The 16,016-nt window shown below is 74.9% G+C and carries 16 protein-coding genes; 8 read left to right on the top strand and 8 right to left on the bottom strand.

The genetic code is table 11. The features are described from left to right. Positions 1 to 109: 109 nt before the first annotated feature. The 7 genes from ACWF41_RS17590 to ACWF41_RS17620 form a co-directional block, all read right to left on the bottom strand. Positions 110 to 715: a response regulator transcription factor gene (locus ACWF41_RS17590; protein ID WP_380325256.1), complete on the bottom strand. Its 606-nt coding sequence runs from the start codon at positions 713 to 715 to the stop codon at positions 110 to 112. Next, positions 712 to 1,968 (bottom strand): sensor histidine kinase, encoded by a 1,257-nt coding sequence (locus ACWF41_RS17595; protein WP_380325253.1) that lies wholly within the window; start codon positions 1,966 to 1,968, stop codon positions 712 to 714. The genes ACWF41_RS17590 and ACWF41_RS17595 overlap by 4 nt, the downstream gene beginning before the upstream one ends. Before the next feature lie 47 nt (positions 1,969 to 2,015). Further along, the gene (locus tag ACWF41_RS17600; protein ID WP_380325250.1) at positions 2,016 to 2,822 is read right to left on the bottom strand and encodes an ABC transporter permease; all 807 of its coding nucleotides are present in this window, start codon (positions 2,820 to 2,822) and stop codon (positions 2,016 to 2,018) included. After that, positions 2,819 to 3,796 carry an ABC transporter ATP-binding protein gene (locus ACWF41_RS17605; protein ID WP_380325247.1) on the bottom strand — a complete coding sequence of 326 codons (978 nt, stop codon included), beginning with the start codon at positions 3,794 to 3,796 and terminating at the stop codon, positions 2,819 to 2,821. The genes ACWF41_RS17600 and ACWF41_RS17605 overlap by 4 nt, the downstream gene beginning before the upstream one ends. A gap of 141 nt (positions 3,797 to 3,937) precedes the next feature. Next, positions 3,938 to 5,491, bottom strand: coding sequence for an L-piperidine-6-carboxylate dehydrogenase (gene amaB, locus ACWF41_RS17610; protein ID WP_380325244.1), 1,554 nt, complete (start codon positions 5,489 to 5,491; stop codon positions 3,938 to 3,940). Continuing rightward, positions 5,488 to 6,843 (bottom strand): 2-oxoadipate dioxygenase/decarboxylase, encoded by a 1,356-nt coding sequence (gene hglS / locus ACWF41_RS17615; protein ID WP_380325241.1) that lies wholly within the window; start codon positions 6,841 to 6,843, stop codon positions 5,488 to 5,490. Before hglS ends, amaB begins: the two co-directional genes overlap by 4 nt. A gap of 14 nt (positions 6,844 to 6,857) precedes the next feature. Next, positions 6,858 to 8,066 (bottom strand): NAD(P)/FAD-dependent oxidoreductase, encoded by a 1,209-nt coding sequence (locus ACWF41_RS17620; RefSeq protein ID WP_380325238.1) that lies wholly within the window; start codon positions 8,064 to 8,066, stop codon positions 6,858 to 6,860. A gap of 144 nt (positions 8,067 to 8,210) precedes the next feature. Between ACWF41_RS17620 and ACWF41_RS17625 the strand changes: the two genes are divergently transcribed. Both ACWF41_RS17625 and ACWF41_RS17630 read left to right on the top strand, forming a co-directional pair. Then, positions 8,211 to 9,161: a LysR family transcriptional regulator gene (locus tag ACWF41_RS17625; RefSeq protein ID WP_380325235.1), complete on the top strand. Its 951-nt coding sequence runs from the start codon at positions 8,211 to 8,213 to the stop codon at positions 9,159 to 9,161. Positions 9,162 to 9,292: 131 nt separating this feature from the next. Further along, the gene (locus tag ACWF41_RS17630; protein WP_380325232.1) at positions 9,293 to 9,442 is read left to right on the top strand and encodes a hypothetical protein; all 150 of its coding nucleotides are present in this window, start codon (positions 9,293 to 9,295) and stop codon (positions 9,440 to 9,442) included. 72 nt (positions 9,443 to 9,514) lie between these two features. Here ACWF41_RS17630 and ACWF41_RS17635 read toward each other — a convergent pair whose 3' ends face one another. Then, positions 9,515 to 10,906 (bottom strand): glycine--tRNA ligase, encoded by a 1,392-nt coding sequence (locus ACWF41_RS17635; RefSeq protein WP_380325172.1) that lies wholly within the window; start codon positions 10,904 to 10,906, stop codon positions 9,515 to 9,517. Between the two features lie 188 nt (positions 10,907 to 11,094). On the opposite strand from ACWF41_RS17635, the gene ACWF41_RS17640 reads away from it, so the two are divergent. Genes ACWF41_RS17640 through ACWF41_RS17665 form a run of 6 tightly spaced genes read left to right on the top strand, consistent with a single transcriptional unit; the run spans position 11,095 to position 16,016 of the window. Continuing rightward, positions 11,095 to 12,060, top strand: a complete 966-nt coding sequence (locus ACWF41_RS17640; protein WP_380325175.1) for a metal ABC transporter solute-binding protein, Zn/Mn family — start codon at positions 11,095 to 11,097, stop codon at positions 12,058 to 12,060. Further along, on the top strand, positions 12,057 to 12,926 hold the full coding sequence (locus ACWF41_RS17645) for a metal ABC transporter ATP-binding protein (RefSeq protein WP_380325178.1): 870 nt from the start codon (positions 12,057 to 12,059) through the stop codon (positions 12,924 to 12,926). Before ACWF41_RS17640 ends, ACWF41_RS17645 begins: the two co-directional genes overlap by 4 nt. A 14-nt stretch (positions 12,927 to 12,940) precedes the next feature. Then, positions 12,941 to 13,873, top strand: coding sequence for a metal ABC transporter permease (locus tag ACWF41_RS17650; protein ID WP_380325196.1), 933 nt, complete (start codon positions 12,941 to 12,943; stop codon positions 13,871 to 13,873). Positions 13,874 to 13,914: 41 nt separating this feature from the next. Next, a complete protein-coding gene (locus tag ACWF41_RS17655) occupies positions 13,915 to 14,328 on the top strand; it encodes a Fur family transcriptional regulator (protein ID WP_380325199.1) in 414 nt (137 codons plus the stop codon). A 33-nt stretch (positions 14,329 to 14,361) separates the two neighbouring features. After that, complete coding sequence (locus ACWF41_RS17660) at positions 14,362 to 14,976, top strand: DedA family protein (protein WP_380325181.1); 615 nt, start codon at positions 14,362 to 14,364, stop codon at positions 14,974 to 14,976. Next, complete coding sequence (locus ACWF41_RS17665) at positions 14,973 to 16,016, top strand: FecCD family ABC transporter permease (protein WP_380325184.1); 1,044 nt, start codon at positions 14,973 to 14,975, stop codon at positions 16,014 to 16,016. Before ACWF41_RS17660 ends, ACWF41_RS17665 begins: the two co-directional genes overlap by 4 nt.

Here is a 16,016-nt window from a genome sequence, read left to right on the forward strand (position 1 = left end):
TTGTTCTGTCCCCTGGTGGGGGGTTTCTCCCCTTGTGTGGGGGGGGGGGGGGTTTTCCCTTCTCTGGCAGGAGAGGGGGCCCCCCCCCCCCCCCCACAACACCACCGGGTCAGAGCCAGCCGTTGTCCTGCGCGATGCGTACGGCCTCGGCGCGCGTGCGGGCCCCGGTCTTGCCGATGGCCGCGGACAGGTAGTTGCGCACCGTGCCCTCGGACAGGAACGCCTCCGCGGCCACCTGCGCGACGGTGCCCCCGTCGGCCGCGAGCGCCAGCACGTGCCGCTCGCGCTCGGTGAGCGGGCTCGCGCCGACGGTCAGGGACGCGACGGCGAGCTCCGGGTCGACGGCGCGCAGGCCGGCGTGCACGCGCCGCACGGCGTCGGCGAGCTGCTCGGCGGGGGTGTCCTTGACGACGAACCCGCTCGCGCCGGCGTCCAGCGCGCGACGCAGGTAGCCGGGGCGGCCGAACGTCGTCACGACCAGCGAGCGGCACGCCGGCAGCTCCCGGTGCAGCGCCGCGGCGGCGGCGATGCCGTCGAGGCCGGGCATCTCGACGTCGAGCAGGGCGACGTCGGCGGCCTGCGCGCGGGCGGCGTCGAGCACCTCGTCGCCGCGCCCCACCTGCGCGACGACCTCGAGGTCGGGCTCGAGGTCGAGGAGAGCGGCGAGCGCGCCGCGCACGAGCGCCTGGTCGTCGGCGAGCAGCAGTCGGATCACGGGTCGATCCTGGCACCCGCCGGCGCGACGTCCTCGCGCGCGGTCACGGCGAGGCGGAAGCCGCCGAGCGGGCTCGGACCCGTCTCGAGGACGGCGCCGGCGTGCCGGGCGCGCGCGGCGAGGCCGGTGAGCCCGTGCCCGCCGCCCTCCTTGGCCCGCGTCCCGGGGTGACCACGCCCGTCGTCCTCCACGACGAGGGTGCCGGCGGTGACGGTCACGACCACCCGGGTGGCGCCGGAGTGCCGCAGCACGTTGGTGGTGCCCTCGCGCAGCACCCACGCGAAGAGCTCGCGCCGCTCGGCGGGGACGGCGTCGACCGCGCCGGGGAGCTCGGCGGCGACCCCTGCGGCGTCGAGGGCCGAGCGGGCGGCGGCGAGCTCGCCCGCGAGGGTGACGCGGCGGGCGCCCGCGACGGTGCCGCGCACGTCGGCGAGCGCCCCGCGCGCGAGGTCCTGGATGTCGGCGACCTCGGCGGCGGCCCGCGCCGTCGGCGAGGACGCGGCGTCGTCGGACCCGGCCGCGGCGAGGAGCTTGGCCGCCAGCTCGGCCTTGACGGAGATGACGGTGAGCGAGTGGCCGAGGACGTCGTGCATGTCGCGGGCGATGCGCTCGCGCTCGCGGGCGACGGCGAGGTCCGCCACCTGCTGCTGCGCCTCGCGCAGCCGCCGGTTGCGGTCGATGACCTGCGTGAACCCGTACACCGCGGCGCTGGCCAGCACCGCGCCCACGACGTTGCCGTCCTCGGTCGTCCAGCCCGGCAGGACACGCGGGAGCACGACCATCACGACGATGCTCCCCGCGACCACCGCGAGCGCGGCCGGCCCGCGCAGGATGTAGATCGCCGTCACGCACACGAAGACCAGCCCCACCAGCCCGTGCTGCTGCGCGGCCAGGCAGGACAGGCCGACGCACACGGCCTGGGCGACCAGCAGGACGGACGCCGTGCGAGGGCTCAGCCCGGCCCTGACGGCCCCGCCGTCGGTCCTCGAGAGGAGCACCGTGCGACGGAAGCGGAGAAAGGTGGCGACGAAGACGGCCGCCACGCCCAGCACCCCGACGACGCCGACGACGCGGAGCAGCGGCGTGGGCGCGTCGAGGGACGCCTGCAGCGGCTCGAGCAGGAAGACGATCCAGATGACGGCCAGGAGCGGACCGAGCCGCGGGATCCCGCCGAACGGGCCGCGGAGGTCGGGGTCGACGGGCACCCCGCCGGAGGGCTCGCCCTGCGGGGCGGCGGGGGACGTCGAGGTCACGTCCCCCACCGTGCCACGGCCGGTCGGCGCCGGCGGGGAGCCGATGCTCACACCCGCGCCGTGTCCTTGCGGAACCGCCAGGCCGCGCCGACGAAGAAGATCGCGGCCCAGGCCACGACGTTGAGGACGGCGGCGACGCCCAGGTCGCCGCCGAGCGGCGCGTGCACGAGCTCGGCGAGGCCGTAGGTCGGGAAGAACTGCGCGACGTCCGCCCACCAGCCGTCGCCCAGCGGTACGAACAGGCCGCCGCCGAAGGACAGGAGCGCGAGCACCGGGCCGAGGATCTGCATGACGTTCTCGGCCGGCAGCAGGTACCCCATGAACAGGCCGAACGCCGCGAAGACGAGCGAGCCCACCCAGGCGAGCAGGGCGCACAGGATCCAGGCGCCCACGGGCATCTGCGCCCCGGCGACGCCGGCCACCACGAGGGTGATGAGGACGGACCCGGCCCCGAGCGCCATCGCGGCGGCGAGCTTGACCGCCACGTAGGCCGCGGGCCGCAGCGGAGTCAGGCGCAGCTGCCGGGTCCAGCCCTGCGCGCGCTCGACGGACACGCTCGCGCCGCCGCCGGTGGCGGTGACCATCGCCCCGTAGAGCGCCATCGAGACGGCGATCCACGCGGTGACGTTGCCGTTGCCGGCGCTCTGGCTTTGGTAGTCGCCCTGCAGCCCGAAGATGAGGAAGAAGACGGGCGGAATCACGACGGAGAAGATGAGGGTGCGCCGGTTGCGCAGCGCGCGGCGCAGCTCGACGACGAGGTAGGTGCGCACCGCGGTGGTGGTGCGGATGCGCGGCCGCGCGACGAGGGCCGTGGTGCCGGGTGCGGTGCCCGGTGTCGAGATGGTGGCGCTCATCGGGTGGCTCCGTCCGTGCTGGGTGCGCTGCTGGTGGCTGCGGTGGCGGTGAGGGCGACGAACGCGTCCTCGAGGTTCTCGGAGGCGACCTCCAGGTCGCGCGCGGCGGTCTGCGTGAGCAGGAACCGGGCGACGACGTCGGAGTCGGGCGTGCGCACGACGAGCCGCGCGCCGCGGTGGTCGATGGCGTCCACGGCGGGCATCCCCCGCAGCCGGGCGGCCACGGCGGCGCGGTCGCCGTCGTCGTCGATCCGCGCGCTCACGGTGCGGCCGGACGCGAGGCTCTTCACCTCGGCGGTGGAGCCGTCGGCGACGACCCGCCCCTGGCTGACCAGCACGACGCGGTCGGCGTACGTGTCGGCCTCCTCCAGGTAGTGGGTGGCGAACACGACGGTGCGTCCGGCGGCGGCGTCGGCGCGGATGGCGGCCCAGAACTCGCGGCGGCCCTCCACGTCCATGCCGGTGGTGGGCTCGTCAAGCAGGAGCAGGTCGGGCTCGCTGACCAGCGCCATCGCGAACCGGAGGCGCTGCTGCTGGCCGCCGGAGCACTTGCCCACCATGCGGTCGGCGAGGTCGGCGATGCCGGCGCGCTCCAGGTACGGCACGGGCGATCCGGTCTGGCCGAACAGCGCGGCGGTGAGGGCGACGGTCTCCCCCACCGTGATGTCGCGCAGCAGGCCGCCGGTCTGCATGACGGCGGCGACGCGACCGGCGGAGATCGCGGCGGCCGGGTCGGCGCCGAACACCTGCACGCTGCCGGAGGTGGGTGAGCTCAGCCCGAGCACCATGTCGATCGTGCTGGTCTTGCCGGCGCCGTTGGGGCCGAGGAAGGCCACCACCTCGCCGGGGGCGATCTCCAGGTCGATGCCGTCGACCGCGCGGACGGGGCCGGCGGGCGACGGGAACTCCTTGCGCAGCCCGCGCAGGCTCAGGGCCGGCGGTGCGGGCGATGTCGTGGTGCTCGTCGAGGTCATGCCTCGATCCTCGCCGCGCGGCGCCCTGACCTGCAGGGCCGCCTGTCACGACGTGGCCATGACATCTGTCATGCCGGATGTTGTGAGCGGGCGTCTGGTCCTGTTCGGCGCCGAACCAGGGCAAAACGCCCGCTCACAACATCAACCGAAGTTCACGCCCTGCGCCAGCGGCAGCTCGGTGGAGTAGTTCACGGTGTTGGTGACGCGCCGCATGTACTGCTTCCACGAGTCGGACCCGGACTCCCGCCCGCCGCCGGTGGACTTCTCGCCGCCGAACGCGCCGCCGATCTCCGCGCCGGAGGTGCCGATGTTGACGTTGACGATGCCGCAGTCGGAGCCGACCTCGGACAGGAAGGTCTCCGCCTCGCGCACGTCGAGCGTGAAGATCGCGCTGCTCAGCCCCTGCGGGACGTCGTTGTGCAGCGCGATGGCCTCCTCGAGCGTCTCGTAGGTGAGCACGTAGAGGATCGGCGCGAACGTCTCGCGCCGCACCACGTCCGCCTGCTCCGGCATCCGCACCAGCGCCGGCGAGACGTACGCCGCGCCGGGGGCACCGTCCACGTCCACGGCCTCGCCGCCGACGACGACCGTGCCGCCGTCCGCCCGCGCCTCCTCCAGCGCGGCGAGCATCCGATCGCGGGCGCCGGCGTCGGTGAGCGGCCCGACCAGCGTGCCGTCGGCGCGCGGGTCGCCGACCGGGAGCCCGGCGTAGACGGACTCGAGGCGGCCGACGAGGTCGTCGACCACGGACGAGTGCACGATGAGGCGGCGCAGCGAGGTGCAGCGCTGCCCGGCGGTGCCCGCCGCGGCGAACACGATGCCGCGCACCGCGAGGTCGAGGTCGGCCGACGGGGCGACGACGGCCGCGTTGTTGCCGCCCAGCTCCAGCAGGTACCGGCCGCCGCGCCCGGCGACGACGGGCGCCACCTGCTGGCCCATGCGCTCCGAGCCGGTGGCGGACAGGAGCGCGACGCGCCGGTCGGCGACCAGCGCCTCCCCCGCCTCGCGGGCGCCGAGCACCACCTGGCTCACGGCCTCCGGGAACCCGGCCTCGGCGAGGGCCCGCCGCAGGAGGGCGTTCGAGGCGAGCGCGCTGAGCGGCGTCTTCTCGCTCGGCTTCCACACCACGGTGTCGCCGCAGACCAGCGCGACCGCCGTGTTCCACGACCACACCGCGACGGGGAAGTTGAAGGCGCTCACGACGCCGACGACGCCGAGCGGGTGCCACTGCTCCATGAGGCGGTGACCGGGACGCTCGGAAGGCATCGTGCGCCCACCGAGGGACCGCGACAGACCGACGGCGTAGTCGCAGACGTCGATCATCTCCTGCACCTCGCCGAGCGCCTCGGAGGTGATCTTGCCCGCCTCGATCGTCACGAGCTCGGCCAGGTCGGCCTTGTGCTCGGTGAGCAGCTCGCCGAGGCGGCGCACGACGGCGCCGCGCACCGGGCCGGGCACCGAGCGCCAGGTGCGGAACGCCTCCGCGGCGGCGGTGACGGCCGCGTCGACCTCGGCGGCGCCCCCCTCCGGGAGGGTCAGCAACGCCTCGCCGGTCAGCGGGGAGACGACGGGCAGCCCGCCGTCCGAGGTCGCCGGGACGTCGGCCCCGATCCGGCCGAGCGCGGCGAGCGCGGCGTCGCGCAGCTCGGCGGTCAGCGTGCCGGTGGTCGGGGTTCCGTCGGTCTGGGTGGTCATGCCTGGGCTCCCTGTGGGGTGGAGGGGTTCTCGAGGTGGTGGGGGTCGACGCCGAGGCGAGACGCCGCGCGGTCGCGCGACGCCGCCACCTGCGCGGCGTACAGGTCGAAGGGGTCGAACAGCTCGCGCCCGACGGCGCCGGCCATCCAGTCGGCGTCCCGGTCCTCGCCGGCCTGGCCCGCGTCCTTGGAGCCCTCCTCCGTGAGGTTGGACTGGAAGATGCCGGCGGCCGAGCGGGGCAGGAAGTCCTCGTACACGATCGGCTCGCGGGTGACCGCGCCCGGCCCCGCGGCGGCGTCGGACAGCTCGTAGGTGAAGTACCCCAGCCCCTGGGCGATCAGCCCGGCCTCGGTGTCCGGGAACGTCTCGCGCCACACCTCGGGCGTCGCGCCCTGCACGATGGCGGCGTCGTAGCGCGCGCGACCGTGGGGCGTCAGCGCGATGCCGCGCGCCTCGACCTCGCCGAACCGCACCCGCAGCGAGTCCTGCACGACGCTGCCGTCCGGCGTGCGGAACGTGCGCGGCTCCGCGAGGGCCCGGAACGACGTCTGCCGCAGCAGCACGTCGGGACCCTCCCACAGCGGCGGGCCCTGGATGGCGTCGATCATCGTGATGCCGCGCGCCTCCATGCGGGCGTACAGGTCGTCGATGTCGAGCACGCGGGGCGTGAGGTGGTTGATGTGCGTGGACGCGACGCCGCCGATGTCGGCGGCCACCGCGGAGACGGCCTCCAGCTCGCGGTACCAGGCCTGGTCGACGGGCTCGCGGGACAGCTCGAACGCCTCCGTGGCCAACCGCAGGAACTGCGCGGCGTCGTCGGCGGCCAGGCCGCCGTCGGCCTCGGCGAGGTCCGCGAGCGCCAGTAGCTCGGGCCCGAACAGCGTGCGACGCCCGAGGAAGCGCTCGAGCCGCTGCTGCAGGTCCGCGCCGAAGAACCGCCGGTCGCCGGGCACCAGCATCGACGTGAAGACGCGGAACGGGTTGCGCGCCAGCTCCTCGCGGTCCACCGGCCGGAACGCCGTGGAGATCACGGGCACGGACGACGACGAGGCGTCGCGCAGGTCGTAGAAACCCACCGGGTGCATGCCCATCGCGCCGAAGATCCGCGCGACCTGCTGGATCTCCGCGGGCGTGCCCACCCGGATGGCGCCGTGCCGCTCGGCCGTGACGCGGTCGATGGACCCCAGCCGCTCGGCATCGGCGCCGCGGGCGGCCGCGACGTCGGCGTTGACGTCGTGGGACACCTCGAGCAGCGTCGTGTAGGCGGGCACCTCGCGGCCGTACATGTCCGACAGCGAGCGCGCGAACGCCGCCCGCAGCTGCCACGGTTCCTGGAAACCCTCGAGCGTCACGGTCAGAACCCTCCTCAGATGATGTTCGCCTCGGAGCGCGACCGCCGCGCTCCGAACCGTCCGGCGTCGAACGCGGACACGTCGACGCCCCGCGCCGCGGGCGTCCCCGCGCGCCCCAGGTACAGGTCGGTGACGGCCTCGCCCACGGCGGGCGCCTGCAGGAAGCCGTGGCCGGAGAACCCGCACGCGTACAGCACCCGGGCTCCCCCGCCCCCGGGCGCCTCGCCGATGAGGGCGTCGTGGTCGGGCGTCAGCTCGTACAGGCCGGCCCAGCCGCCGGTCAGCGGCGCGTCCGCGAGCGCCGGCGTGGACCGGGCGACCAGCTCCCGCAGCCACGGCTCCCACGCCGGGTCGTAGGAGGTGTCGAAGCCGACGGGCGTGCCGGGCTCCGAGGCGCCGAGCAGCAGGGTGCCGCGCGCGTCGGCGTTGTGCAGGTAGTAGGTGGTGCCGAAGTCGATGGTGAACGGGAGCGCCGGCGGCGCCGGCTCGAGCGGCGCGGTGAACGCGATCTGGCGGCGCACCGGCTCCACGGGCAGGTCGACGTCCACGAGGGCGCCCACCGCCCGCGACCAGGCACCCGCGCACACGACGACGGCGGACGCGACCACGGAGCCGCGCGGCGTGACGACGCGGGCGCGGCCCCCGGGCACGGGCTCGACGGCGGTCACCGGAGCGCCGGTGACCACGCTCGCGCCGTGCCGTCGCGCCCCGTCCGCGTAGCCGGCGACGACGGCCGCCGGGTGCGCCCACCCGTCGCGGGGCGCGTAGGCCGCGCCGGCGTACGCGGTCGCGGAGAGGTACGGGTTGAGGCGGCGGGCCTCGGCGACGGTGAGCAGGCGGCTGTCGACGCCGTGCTCGCGCTGCATCGCGACCGACCGGTCGAAGAGCGCGACGTCGTCGTCGGTGGGCAGCGCGAAGAGGTACCCGGTCTGCCGCAGCCCGATGTCACCGCCGGGCCGACGCCGGAAGTCCTCGAACAGCTCGAGGCTGCGCCGCCCGAGCTCCACGTTGGCGGGGTCGGAGAACTGGGCCCGCACCCCGCCCTTCGGCTTGCCGGAGCTGCCGCCGCCGAGCTCGCCGGACTCCAGCAGCACGACGTCGACTCCGGCCTCGGCCAGGTGGAACGCCACGGACGCCCCCATGACCCCGCCGCCGACCACGACGACGTCCGCCGACCCGGGCGGTCCGGGCGGCCCGTCCGCCCCCGGCATGCTGTGCGCCACCCGACCTCCCTCGCTCGGCGACCCGGTCTCATCGTGCCGACCGGGAGCGGTCAGCACCATCGAAGGTTCATGACACCGACCGTTCAGGCGCGCTATACGGTGTGCGGGCCCGAGAGGGCGCACGATGGAGACGGAGGTGACGACGTGGACACGTCGACCCACGACCTGCCCTGGCCCGCGCTGCGGGCCCTGCGGGCGCTGGCCGAGCACGGCACGATGACGGCCGCCGCGGCGGCCCTCGGGTACACGACGGGCGCCGTCTCCCAGCAGCTCGCCGTCCTCGCGCGGCACCTGGGCACGGAGGTGGTGCGCCCGCACGGCCGCGGGGTCGTCCTCACCGACGCGGGCGCCGTGCTGGCCGCGCGCGCCGAGGACCTGCTGGTGGCGCAGCGCGACGCCGCCGACGCCGCCCGCGCCGCGACCCGCGACACCGTGGGCACCGTCCGCGTGGGGGCGTTCGCCACCGTGGCCGCCAGCATGCTGCCCCGCCTGGTCGCGGGGCTCGCCGCCACGCACCCGCGGGTCACCCTCGAGGGGTTCGAGCTCACGGTGGACGACGTGGCCGCCGCGGTGCGGCGCGGCGACGTGGACCTCGGCCTCGGTCTGGACTACCCGGTCGCCCCGATCCCCCGCGTGCCCGGCACGACGCTGCGCCCGCTGCGCACCGAGCGGTTCGCCCTCGTCTCCGCGCCGACGTCGGACCTGCCGGACCGGCTCGCGCTCGCCGAGCTGGCGGACGTCCCGTGGATCCTGCCGCCGCGGGCCACGCACTACGGCGCCGCGGTGCGGCACGCATGCCGGGCCGCGGGGTTCGAGCCGCGCGCGGCGCACGAGGTGAACGACACCTCCACGACGCTCGCGCTCGTCGCGCAGGGCCTGGGCGTGGCGCTCGCGACGCCGATGATGCGCACCCTGCGCACCTGGGGCGACCTGCACACCAGCACGCTGCGCGACCTCGTCGAGCGCGAGGTGGTGCTGCTGGAGCCCGGCGGCGCGCCCCGCCGGCCCGCGGTCGACGCCCTCACGCGGGTGATCGAGGCGGTGGTGCACGGCAGCCTCACGGGCGACGACGCCGAGCCGCACGCCGGGTGGTGACGACGGCGCCGCCGACCGACCGGTGGCCGGGGCATCAGGGACGTTCGAGACAACGTGCGTGTATCGGGAGGTCGTGGCACGTTCGGTCCGCGCGTCGTCGCACGGACGGCGCGCGGAGACTGGAGGTGCCTATGCCCGCGTGGCTCGTCCTCATCATCATCGGTGTCGTCCTGGTGATCCTCGGCGTCGCGACGAACATCGGCCAGTTCCTCATCTGGATCGGCGTCATCGTGCTGGTCGTGAGCCTGGTTCTCGGTCTGCTGCGCAGGAACCGCACCTGACCGCACCACAGGGGGCAGACGACGGTGCCCGGGTCCGCAGCCGCGGACCCGGGCACCGTCGTGCGGGGCGGGTCAGAACGCCGCGAGGTGCTCCGCGAGGTAGGCGGTGACCTTGGCGAGCGCGACGCGCTCCTGCGCCATCGTGTCGCGGTGCCGGATGGTGACCGCGTCGTCGTCCAGGGTGTCGAAGTCGACCGTGACGCAGAACGGCGTGCCGATCTCGTCCTGGCGGCGGTAGCGGCGGCCGATGGCGCCGGCGTCGTCGAAGTCGACGTTCCAGTTCTGCCGGAGCTCGGCGGCGAGGTCGCGCGCCTTGGGCGACAGGGCCTCGTTGCGGGACAGCGGCAGGACGGCGGCCTTGACCGGCGCGAGGCGCGGGTCCAGGCGCAGCACGGTGCGCTTGTCGACGCCGCCCTTGGTGTTGGGCGCCTCGTCCTCGGCGTACGCCTCGACGAGGAACGCCATGAGCGAGCGCGTCAGGCCCGCGGCCGGCTCGATGACGTACGGCAGCCAGCGCTCGTTGGTGGACTGGTCGAAGAACGACAGGTCCTTGCCGGAGTGCTCCGAGTGCGTCTTGAGGTCGAAGTCGGTGCGGTTCGCGATGCCCTCGAGCTCGCCCCACTCGCCGCCCGTGAAGCCGAAGCGGTACTCGATGTCCACCGTGCGGGTGGAGTAGTGCGAGAGCTTTTCCGCCGGGTGCTCGTACAGGCGCAGGTTCTCCGGGTCGATGCCGAGGTCCGTGTACCAGGCCATGCGGGTGTCGATCCAGTACTGGTGCCACTCGGCGTCCGTGCCCGGCGCGACGAAGAACTCCATCTCCATCTGCTCGAACTCGCGGGTGCGGAAGATGAAGTTGCCCGGCGTGATTTCGTTGCGGAACGACTTGCCGATCTGCGCGATGCCGAACGGCGGCTTCTTGCGCGACGCCGCGGCCACGTTCGAGAAGTTCACGAAGATGCCCTGCGCCGTCTCCGGGCGCAGGTAGTGCACGCCGGACTCGTCCTCGACCGGGCCGAGGTACGTCTTGAGCATCATGTTGAAGTCGCGGGGCTCGGTCCACTGACCGCGGGTGCCGCAGTTCGGGCAGGCGATCTCGGCGAGGCCACCCTCGGGCGCGCGGCCCTTCTTCTCCTCGAACTCCTCGATCATGTGGTCCTCGCGGAACCGCTTGTGGCACGAGAGGCACTCGGTCAGCGGGTCGTTGAACGCGCCGAGGTGGCCCGACGCCTTCCAGACGGGGGTGGGCAGGATGACCGCGGAGTCGAGGCCCACGACGTCGTCGCGGCGCGTCATCGCGCGCCACCACTGCTGCTTGATGTTCTCCTTCAGCTCCACGCCGAGGGGCCCGTAGTCCCACGCGGAGCGCGTACCGCCGTAGATCTCGCCGGACTGGAACACGAAACCTCGCCGCTTGGCGAGGGAGACGACGGCGTCGAGCTTGGCGGACGGGGAGGCTGCTGCCACGGGTCACTCCTGGGTGTCGGGCCGCCACGTGGCTCGTGGGGCCGGTGCGGGGAACACCGCAGCCTCGGCACGTCGGGGCCCGACGTCGACCGGCTGCGGTGGCCCCCAGCCTACCGGGGCGCGCAGCACGGCAGGGGACCACGCCGCACGAGTTGACAACGGTTCTCAACTTCCTGAGAATCGTTCTCATGCTTCGCCGACGCGCGGCCCTCGCCGCCCTGCCCGCCCTCGCGCTGCCCGCCGTCCTGGCCGCGTGCGCCCCGACCGACGGCGGCGGGTCCGACGGCACGCTCGAGGTCCTCGCGTCCTACTACCCGCTGCAGTACGTGGCCGAGCAGGTGGGCGGCGACCTCGTGTCGGTCTCCAACCTCACGCCGCCCGCCGCCGAGCCGCACGACCTGGAGCTCTCGCCGGCGCAGGTGCGCGAGATCGGCACCGCGGACCTCGTCGTCTACTCCTCGGGCTTCCAGACCGCCGTCGACGAGGCCGTCGACACGCAGAGCCCGGAGCACGTCGTGGACACCAGCGACGTCGTGACGCTCGAGGCGCACCCGGGCACGCCGGAGGACGTCGTGGCGGCCGAGGACGAGGCCGACGGCGACGGGCACGACCACGGCGACGAGGCCGCCGTCGACCCGCACTTCTGGCTCGACCCGACGCGCCTGGTCGACGTGGGCCACGCCGTCGCGGCCCAGCTGGGCGACGTCGACCCGGAGCACGCCGCCGTGTACGCCGAGAACGCCGACACGCTGGCGAAGTCCCTCACGGACCTCGACGGCCAGTTCTCCGCGGGGCTGAAGGAGTGCGCCACGCGCACGCTCGTCACCTCGCACGCCGCGTTCGGCTACCTCGCCGAGCGCTACGACCTGGAGCAGATCGGCATCGTCGGCCTCGACCCGGAGGCCGAGCCGTCCCCCGCGCGCCTGCGCGAGGTCGGTGACATCGTCGAGGAGAACGACGTCGACACGATCTTCACCGAGACGCTGACCAGCCCCAAGGTCGCCGACACGCTCGCCAAGGACATCGGCGTCCAGACGGCCGTGCTCGACCCGCTGGAGGGCCTGTCCAAGGACGCGGCCGCGTCCGGGGCGGACTACGTCTCGGTCATGCAGGACAACCTGGCCGCGCTCACCGAAGGGCTCCAGTGCTCATGACGACGCCCGCCACCGACACCCCGCCCACGGCCGCCACGCCGCCCGACGGCGCCGCGCCCCCCGTCGAAGCCCGCGACGTGCACGTGCGCCTCGGCGCCAGCCCGGTGCTGCGCGGGGTGGACCTCACGGTCCGGCGCGGCGAGGTCGTCGCCCTGCTCGGCGCCAACGGCTCCGGCAAGTCCACCCTGGTCCGCACGCTGGTGGGCGTCCTGCCCGCCACCGCGGGCACCGTGCGGCTGTTCGGCCACGAGCTCGGCGACGACGTGCCCTGGTCGCGGGTGGGCTACGTGCCCCAGCGGGTCAGCGCCGCCGCGGGCGTCCCGTCCACGGCGGCGGAGGTGGTCGCCTCCGGCCTGCTGCACGGCCGCCGCCTGCGCCTGCCCCGCGGCTGGCGCGCCCAGGTCCGCGAGGCCCTCGACCTGGTCGGCCTCGCCGACCGCGCCCGGTACGCCACGCACCAGCTCTCCGGCGGGCAGCAGCAGCGCGTGCTCATCGCCCGCGCCCTGGTGCGCAGGCCCGAGCTGCTGGTGCTGGACGAGCCCGTCGCCGGCGTCGACCGCCCCAGCCAGGAGGCGTTCGCCGCGACGATGACGCGGCTCGTCGACGACGGCATGACCGTGCTGGTCGTGCTGCACGAGCTCGGCGAGCTCGCGCCGCTGGTGCAGCGCGCCGTCGTGCTGCGGCACGGGCGTGTGGTGCACGACGGCGCCCCGCCGACGCCCCGCGCGGGGCACGGCGGCGAGGCGCACGAGCACGTGCACCCGCACGCCCACCCGACCGCGCTGCCGCGCACCGACGAGGTGCGGCTGGCCGAGGGGCCCTTCGAGGCCCGACCCGAGAGCACCGAGGACGAGGTGGCACCGTGAGCGGCCTGTGGGAGATGGTCACCGACCCGTTCATGCAGCGTGCGCTCGTCGCGGCGCTGCTCGTGGGCCTCAGCGCGCCCGTCGTCGGCACCTACCTGGTGCAGCGCCGCCTCGCCCTGCTGGGCGACGGCATCGGGCACGTCGCCCTCACCGGCGTCGCGCTCGGCTGGCTGGTCGGCGCGGCCATGGGCCTCGTGCCCGACGACGTGCTCGCCGTGCCGGGCGCGGTGGTCGCCGCCGTCGCCGGCTCCGTGCTCATCGAGGTGGTGCGCCGCCGCGGCCGCACGTCCGGGGACCTGGCGCTCGCCATCCTCTTCTACGGCGGCATCGCCGGCGGCGTGCTGCTCATCGGCCTGGCGGGCGGCTCGTCCGGCAGCCTCATGGCGTACCTGTTCGGCTCGATCTCGTCGGTCACGCTGTCCGACGTGTGGGTCACGGTGGTGCTGTGCGGGCTGATCCTGCTGGTCGGCCTCGGGCTGCGGGCCGCGCTGTTCTCCGTGAGCCACGACGAGGAGTTCGCCATCTCCTCCGGCCTGCCCGTGTGGGCGCTGAACATGGCCGTGGCCGTACTCGCCGCGCTCACGGTGACCGTCGCGATGCGGGTGGTCGGGCTCCTACTGGTCTCCGCGCTCATGATCGTGCCGGTCGCGATCGGGCAGATCGTCACGCGGTCGTTCCGGCGCACCATGCTGGTCGCGTCGATCATCGGCGTGGCCGTCTGCGTCACCGGCCTGTCCGTCACCTACTGGTACAACGTGTCGCCCGGCGCCCTCATCGTGGTGCTCGCGATCGCCGTCTACGCCGTCGTCGCGCTGCTGCACCCCGTGCTGGCCCGCCGCCTCCCGCCCGTCGACCCGCACCCCGACATCCCCGACGACGTCACGGTCGTCCCGTCCGCGGCCTCGGCCGCCGGCCGGACGGCCACCCAGGAGGAGTGCACCCCGTGAACGCCACCACCTCCCGCCCCGCCGCGAGCACGGCGCCCCGGATGACGCGGCAGCGCGCCGCCGTCGCCGACGCGCTCGGCGAGACCGACGAGTTCCGCAGCGCGCAGCAGCTCCACGAGCTGCTGCACGCCCGAGGCGACGCCGTCGGCCTCGCCACCGTGTACCGCACGCTGCAGGCCATGGTCGACGGCGGCGACGTCGACGTGCTGCGCGCCGAGGACGGCGAGAGCCTGTACCGCCGCTGCGAGCGCCGCGAGCACCACCACCACCTGGTCTGCCGGGCGTGCGGACGGGCGGTCGAGATCGACGGACCCACCGTCGAGGCCTGGGCGGCGTCGGTCGGCGCCGCCCACGGGTTCGCGGACATCGACCACACCGTGGAGCTGTGGGGCACCTGCGCCGAGTGCCGCGCGGGACAGGACCCCGCGACCGCCGGGACCGGCCGGGAGAATTAGGGCAGGCATACCTCAGTCGGGCACAATGAGGCCGTGCACCTGACCACTCCTACGCTCACCACCCTGGCGCCAGACGACGCCGCCGCCACGGGCGTCTTCACGATCGCCGGGGTGCCGTTCTGGGTGGTGTACGTCGCGGCGTTCGCGATCGTCCTCGTGCGCGCGCAGGCCACGTACTGGGCCGGCCGCGGCGTGGCCCGCGGCACCTCCCGCGGCCGTTTCGCCGAGATGCTCGCCCGGCCGGGCGCGGTCGCGGTCGTGGACCGGGTGCACCGGTGGGGCCCGCCCGCGGTCACGCTCTCGTTCTTCACGGTGGGGGTGCAGACCCTGGTCAACCTCGCCGCGGGCTACCTGCGCATGCCGTTCGGCCGCTACCTCGTGGCGCTGCTCGCCGGCTGCGCCGTCTGGGCCGGCATCTGGACGACGGTCGGCACCGCCGCCGTGAACGGCGCGATCGCCGTCGGGCTGCACCACCCCGTGACCCTCGCCCTCATCGGGGCGGCCGCGGTGGCGCTCGTCGCCTGGGTCGCCAGCCGCGTGGCCCGCCGCGTGCGCGCTATGCCGGACGCCGTGCCGGACACCGTGCCCGGCACCCTGTCCGACGCCCTGTCCGACACCCTGCCCGACGCCGACCGGGAGGCCCGGTGAGCGCGCCCGCCGCCGTCGCGACCCCCGCGAGCCCGGCCGCCGCCCTCGTCGCGCGACGCACGCGCGGGCGCCTGCTCGTCGTCGCGCTCTCCCTGCTGGTGCTGCTCGCCATCGTCGCGGCGAGCCTGGCGCTCGGCGTCCGCGACATCGACCTCGCCACCGTGTGGCAGGCGCTCACCCACCCGGTCGCGGGCAACGTCGACCATGACGTCGTGCGCGACCAGCGCGTGCCCCGCACCCTCATCGGCCTCGCGGCAGGCGCCGCGCTGGGCGTGGCCGGCACGCTCATCCAGGGCGTCACGCGCAACCCGATCGCCGACCCGGGCCTGCTGGGCCTCAACGCGGGCGCCTCGCTCGCCGTCGTCGTCGCGGTCTCGCTGCTCGGCGTGACGGCGCCGCTCGGCTTCGTGTGGTTCGCGTTCGCCGGCGCCGCGCTCGCCGCGCTCCTGGTCTTCTCGATCGGCGCCGGGCAGCCCGTGAAGCTGGCGCTGGTCGGCGCCACCGTGACGGCGCTCATCACGCCGATGATCACCCTGGTCCTGCTGCGCGACCCCGCCGCGTTCAACACCTACCGGTTCTGGGCGGTCGGCTCGCTCACCGGGCGCGGCATGGAGACCCTCGACAAGCTCTGGCCGTTCGTCGCGATCGGCGTCGTCCTCGCGGGCGCGCTCGCGCACCGCCTCACCATGCTGGTGCTGGGCGACGACGTCGCCCGGGCGCTCGGGCAGCGCGTCGGCCTCACGCGCGGCCTCACCGCCGCCGCGGTCGTGCTGCTCGCCGGCAGCGCGACCGCGCTCGCCGGACCCATCGCGCTGGTCGGCCTCGCCGTGGCGCACGCCGCGCGCCGCCTCGTGGGCACCGACTACCGCTGGATCGTGCCGCTCACCGCGCTTCTCGGCGCCGTGATGCTGCTGGGCGCCGACGTCATCGGACGGCTTGTGCTGCCCCACTCCGAGCTCGAGGCCGGCGTGGTCGCCGCCGCGCTCGGCGCCCCCGTGCTCATCGCCGTCGCGCGCGGCAAGTCCGTGGCGGGGGTCTGA

The sequence above is a fragment of the Isoptericola sp. NPDC055063 genome, assembly GCF_053608125.1.